Source organism: Mycobacterium sp. 1165196.3, assembly GCF_001673415.1.
GTDB lineage: Bacteria > Actinomycetota > Actinomycetes > Mycobacteriales > Mycobacteriaceae > Mycobacterium > Mycobacterium europaeum_A.
Map to the genome: position 1 here is coordinate 1 of NZ_LZLU01000038.1, position 5229 is coordinate 5229.

General features: G+C 66.9%; 4 protein-coding genes and 1 pseudogene. 3 read left to right on the forward strand and 2 right to left on the reverse strand.

All coding sequences use genetic code 11. The features are described from left to right. Window positions 1-1286: pup deamidase/depupylase (gene dop, locus A5659_RS03995; RefSeq protein ID WP_067179417.1), on the reverse strand; the 1286-nt coding region annotated here is incomplete at its 3' end. 210 nt (window positions 1287-1496) lie between these two features. Between dop and A5659_RS04000 the strand changes: the two are divergent. Both A5659_RS04000 and A5659_RS04005 read left to right on the forward strand, forming a co-directional pair. Further along, window positions 1497-1850 (forward strand): annotated as a pseudogene (locus A5659_RS04000) (hypothetical protein); the annotation flags it as partial. A gap of 10 nt (window positions 1851-1860) precedes the next feature. After that, entirely contained in the window at window positions 1861-2505 is a 645-nt protein-coding gene (locus A5659_RS04005) for a hypothetical protein (protein WP_067179421.1), read from the forward strand. A gap of 28 nt (window positions 2506-2533) precedes the next feature. On the opposite strand, the gene arc is transcribed toward A5659_RS04005, so the two are convergent. Further along, on the reverse strand, window positions 2534-4363 hold the full coding sequence (gene arc, locus A5659_RS04010) for a proteasome ATPase (RefSeq protein WP_067024563.1): 1830 nt from the start codon (window positions 4361-4363) through the stop codon (window positions 2534-2536). Window positions 4364-4681: 318 nt separating this feature from the next. On the opposite strand from arc, the gene A5659_RS04015 reads away from it, so the two are divergent. Continuing rightward, window positions 4682-5229 (forward strand): hypothetical protein (locus A5659_RS04015; RefSeq protein ID WP_067179423.1); only part of this gene is annotated, 548 nt, incomplete at its 3' end.

A 5229-nucleotide genomic window follows, 5' to 3' on the forward strand; every position in this document is an offset into this window, starting at 1 on the left:
TTGTCCACCGCTTCGAGCACCTGGTGCTCGGTCACCAGGCGCTTCATCGAACCGCGCGCGACGAGCCGGTTGTAGAGGCCCTTGTCCAGCCGGACGTCGGAATATTGCAGGTCCACCAGGTGCAGCCGCGGCGCCGACCAGCTCAGGTTCTCGCGCTGCCGGAACCCTTCGAGCAGGCGCAGCTTGGCCGGCCAGTCGAGTATTTCGGCGCATTCCATCGGGTCGCGCTCGAGCTGGTCGAGCACGTGCGCCCAGGTTTCGACGACGTCGGACGCGCGCGGATCGGGGTCGCGGCTGTCCACCAGCTTGGCCACCCGATCGAGGTAAACACGTTGCAGCGCAAGCCCCGTCAGCTCCCGGCCGTCGGCCAGCGCCACGGCGGCGCGCAGCGACGGGTCGCGGCTGATGGCGTGGACCGCATGCACCGGCCGCGCCAGCGCCAGGTCGCTCAGGTCGATGCCGTGCGCCGGGCCCTCTTCGATCAGGTCCAGCACCAGCGCGGTGGTACCCAGCTTCAGATAGGTCGACGTCTCGGCGAGGTTCGCGTCGCCGATGATGACGTGCAGCCGCCGGTATCGATCGGCGTCGGCGTGCGGCTCGTCGCGGGTGTTGATGATGCCGCGTTTGAGCGTGGTTTCCAGGCCGACCTCGACCTCGATGTAGTCCGAGCGCTGGGACAGCTGGAAGCCGGGCTCGTCACCGGAGGGGCCGATGCCGACCCGGCCCGAGCCGGTGACCACCTGCCGGGAGACCAGAAAGGGGGTCAGCCCGGCGATGATGGCCGAAAACGGCGTCTGCCGCGACATCAGATAGTTCTCGTGCGACCCGTACGACGCGCCCTTGCCGTCGACGTTGTTCTTGTAGAGCTGCAGTTTCGCGGCCCCCGGCACGCTGGCGACGTGGCGTGCGGCGGCCTCCATGACGCGCTCGCCGGCCTTGTCCCAGATCACCGCGTCCAGCGGGTCGGTGCACTCGGGGGCGGAGTATTCGGGATGCGCGTGGTCGACGTAGAGCCGCGCGCCGTTGGTCAGGATCATGTTGGCCGCGCCGACCTCGTCGGCGTCGACCACCGGGGGCGGGCCGGCCGAGCGGCTCAGGTCGAAGCCGCGGGCATCCCGCAACGGCGATTCCACCTCGTAATCCCAGCGGGTGCGCTTGGCGCGCTGGATGCCCGCTGCGGCCGCATACGCCAAAACCGCCTGCGTCGACGTGAGGATCGGATTGGCTGTCGGGTCCGATGGCGATGAAATGCCGTATTCGACCTCCGTTCCGATAATCCGTTGCATGACCTAAGCGTAGGCCGGGCGACGAAGTGGCCCGCGCGGCGGGGCGCGCGGGAGCCGGCCGATGCGATTCGCCCGGGCGAGCCCGCGGCCCGACCGACGTCCGCAAACCGCCCGTCGGGCAACCCTTTCGATACGGCCGCCGCGGGTGGGCTGCCGGCCGTAGGGTGACCCGGCATGGAGCTTCTTCGCGGCCGCGCTCCGGACCGCCGAGCCGCGCTGGGCGCCGCCGCCGAAAGCTGGTTCTTGGAGCGCGGTTTGCCGTTCGTGCTCACCCGGCGAAGCCCCGACCTGCTCAACGAGTGGACCCACACCTACACCAGCCGCGCGACGGTGCTCGGATTCACGCTGCCGGTGCCCGACTCACTGATCCACATGACCCTGTTCCTCGGCGCGCTGACGTTCATGTACATCAGCGCCCGCGCGGCGGGCGACGCGGAGTACCGGTCCACCTTTCTCGACCCGCTGATCGACGACCTGCAGACGACTTTGGTGGCGCGTAACCGCTATCGAGGCGCCGCCGGGCCCGCCGTCCGTCGTATTGACGGCACCGGTACCAGTGATTAATTTCACCGGAGTGTCCGCCCCCGAATTCGGCCGCGCCGTCGGTAAACACGCACTGGACCTGTCCGGGAAGCGCTATGGCGAGGTACTCCTGGTAACTCCCGGCGAGGCGGGCCCACAGGCAACGGTTTACAACAGCTTCCCGCTCAACGACTGTCCCCAGGAGCTGTGGTCGGCGCTGGACGCGCACGCCATCGCCACCGAACACGGCGCGGCCGCAGCCCTGCTCAACGGTCCCCGCTACTGGCTGATGAACGCCATCGAAAAACAGGCCCGCGGGCCGCAGATCACCAAGTCCTTCGGCGGCATCGAGATGATCCAGCAGGCCACCGTGCTGTTGTCGTCGATGAACCCGGCGCCATATGTCCCCAACACGGTCAGTCGCCACACGGTGTTCGTCTTCAACGCCGGCCAGCAGGTGTTCGAACTCATCGATCCGCAGAGCCGGCACTGGGTGATGCAGACCTGGAGCCAGGTCGCCGACGCCACCTTGTCGCGCGACGACCTACCGGGCCTTGCCGACCGGCTCGACCTGCCGGCCGGGTGGTCGTATCAACCGCGGGTCCTCACCGAAGAACTGCGCGTGGACACGACCCAGCGGCCCGCCCAGGTGCTGCAGGACAACCTGACCAACAGCTATTCGCTGGTGACCGACTGAGCCCCACGGGCTCAGCCGGCGCCGAGCCCTACAGGTACTGGCCCAGGTTGGATTCGGTGTCGATGGCCCGCGATGCGCTCGAGCTCTTGCCGGTGACCAGGGTGCGGATGTAGACGATCCGCTCGCCCTTCTTGCCCGAAATCCGCGCCCAGTCATCGGGGTTGGTGGTGTTGGGCAGGTCCTCGTTCTCGGCGAACTCGTCGACGATCGAGTCCAGCAGATGCTGGATGCGCAGACCGGGCTGCCCGGTCTCCAGCACCGACTTGATCGCGTTCTTCTTCGCCCGGTCGACGACGTTCTGGATCATGGCGCCGGAGTTGAAGTCCTTGAAGTACATGACTTCCTTGTCACCGTTGGCGTAGGTGACCTCCAGGAACCGGTTGTCGTCGATCTCGGCGTACATCCGCTCGACGACCTTTTCGATCATCGCCCGGATGCAAGCCGAACGGTCGCCCCCGAACTCGGCGAGATCGTCGGCGTGCACCGGCAGCGTCTCGACCAGGTACTTCGAGAAGATGTCTTGTGCCGCTTCGGCATCGGGCCGCTCGATCTTGATCTTCACGTCCAGACGGCCGGGCCGCAGGATCGCCGGGTCGATCATGTCCTCACGGTTGGAGGCGCCGATCACGATGACGTTCTCCAGGCCCTCGACGCCGTCGATCTCGCTCAGCAACTGCGGGACGACGGTGGTCTCTACGTCCGAGGAGACGCCGGTCCCGCGGGTGCGGAAGATCGAGTCCATCTCGTCGAAGAACACGATCACCGGTGTGCCTTCCGACGCCTTCTCGCGGGCGCGCTGGAAGATCAGCCGGATGTGCCGCTCGGTCTCACCGACGAACTTGTTGAGCAGCTCGGGTCCCTTGATGTTCAAGAAGTAGGACTTGGCCTCGCGGGCGTCGTCGCCGCGCACCTCGGCCATCTTCTTGGCCAGCGAGTTGGCCACGGCCTTGGCGATCAGCGTCTTACCGCAACCGGGCGGACCGTAGAGCAGCACACCTTTGGGCGGGCGCAGCGCGTACTCGCGGTACAGCTCCTTGTGCAGGAACGGCAGCTCCACCGCGTCCCGGATCTGCTCGATCTGGCGGGTCAGGCCACCGATGTCCTCGTAGCTGACGTCGGGCACCTCTTCGAGCACCAGGTCCTCGACCTCGGCCTTGGGGATCCGCTCGAAGGCGTACCCGGCCTTGGTGTCGACCAACAGCGAGTCGCCGGGCCGCAGCCTGCGCGGCCGGGTGTCGTCGTTCAGCGCGTCGGGATGCCCCTCCGGGAGGTCCTCGGCGACCAGCGGCTCGGCCAGCCACACGATGCGCTCCTCGTCGGCGTGCCCGACGACCAGGGCCCGGTGCCCGTCGGCCAGGAGCTCACGCAACGTGGAGATTTCGCCGACCGATTCGAACGTGCCGGCCTCGACGACGGTCAGGGCCTCGTTGAGCCGGACCGTCTGCCCCTTGCGCAGCAAGGGAACTTCGATGTTCGGCGAGCACGTCAGCCGCATCTTGCGGCCGGAGGTGAACACGTCGACCGTGTCGTCCTCGTGCGTGCCGAGCAGGACGCCGTAGCCGCTGGGCGGCTGCCCCAGCCGATCGACTTCCTCACGCAGCGCAAGCAGTTGCTGGCGAGCCTCTTTGAGGGTCTCCATCAACTTCGAGTTCCGCGACGCGAGCGAGTCGATGCGCGCTTCGAGCTGATGCACATCGCGGGCGGAGCGGGCACCTCCATGCGAGCCGACGGCGTGCTCGAGTTGCTCGCGCAACATCGCTGCCTCGCGGCGTAGTTGCTCCAACTCGGCCTCGTCGCCGCTGGACATGTCTGATTCGTGCGGTGTTCCGAAAGCTTCAGAACGCTCTGAGCTACCCATCTTGCGCTCCTTTCCCACACCGAATTGGTGCGGCGGATACTTCAAAGCTACCGGCGATTGCCGATTGATGTGCGGAGTCAAATACCCACGAAAAGTTAAGATTTTCGTCACGCTGGTAATCTCGGCCACTAATCGTGATGATCGAAAGGGCCTCAGGAGGTGCCAGCGTGACCGCAAAAAGCCTCGCCACAGGCTCGACTCGCGTCGCCGTCGTCGCCCCCTCCGCCGGTGTGACTTCCGTTGCACCCATCGGCCAGACCTTAGCGACACCCTTCGTTCGCGAAGCGGCCAGAGGCGTCTAGCCGGCCGACCGACTGGATGCACCGGCCACTGCCCGTAGCGCTGAGCGCCGCCGCCGCCTTGGCGGCGGTCGGACTCGCGGCATGTTCGTCGCCGCACCCGAATACCGGTTCGTCGGCCACGTCTTCGCTCCCACCGGCCACCTCGAGCCAGGTTGCCGCGCCCAACACGGCTCCCCTGCCGCCGCCCGAGGCCCTCACCGACGTGCTCACGCGGCTCGCCGACCCGAACGTTCCGGGTGCCAGCAAGGTGAATCTGGTGGAGGGCGCGAAGCCGGAGAGCGCGGTCACCCTGGACAAATTCACCAACGCCCTGCGCGACAACGGCTATCTGCCGATGACTTTCAACGCGAACGACATCGCGTGGTCGGACAAGAATCCGTCGAACGTGAAGGCCACCATCGCCGTTCACACCGCCCAGGCCAACAACGCCAACTTCACCTTCCCGATGGAGTTCACCCCCTTCCAGGGCGGCTGGCAACTATCGCGACACACCGCCGAAATGCTGTTGGCGCTGGGAAAGTCGCCGTCGGCTCCGACTTCGGGCGCCCCGTCGCCCGCCCCCTT

Coding starts and splice junctions, on each gene's coding strand:
- arc (WP_067024563.1), bottom strand. CDS start 4,363: ATGGGTAGCTCAGAGCGTTCTGAAGCTTTCGGAACACCGCACGAATCA.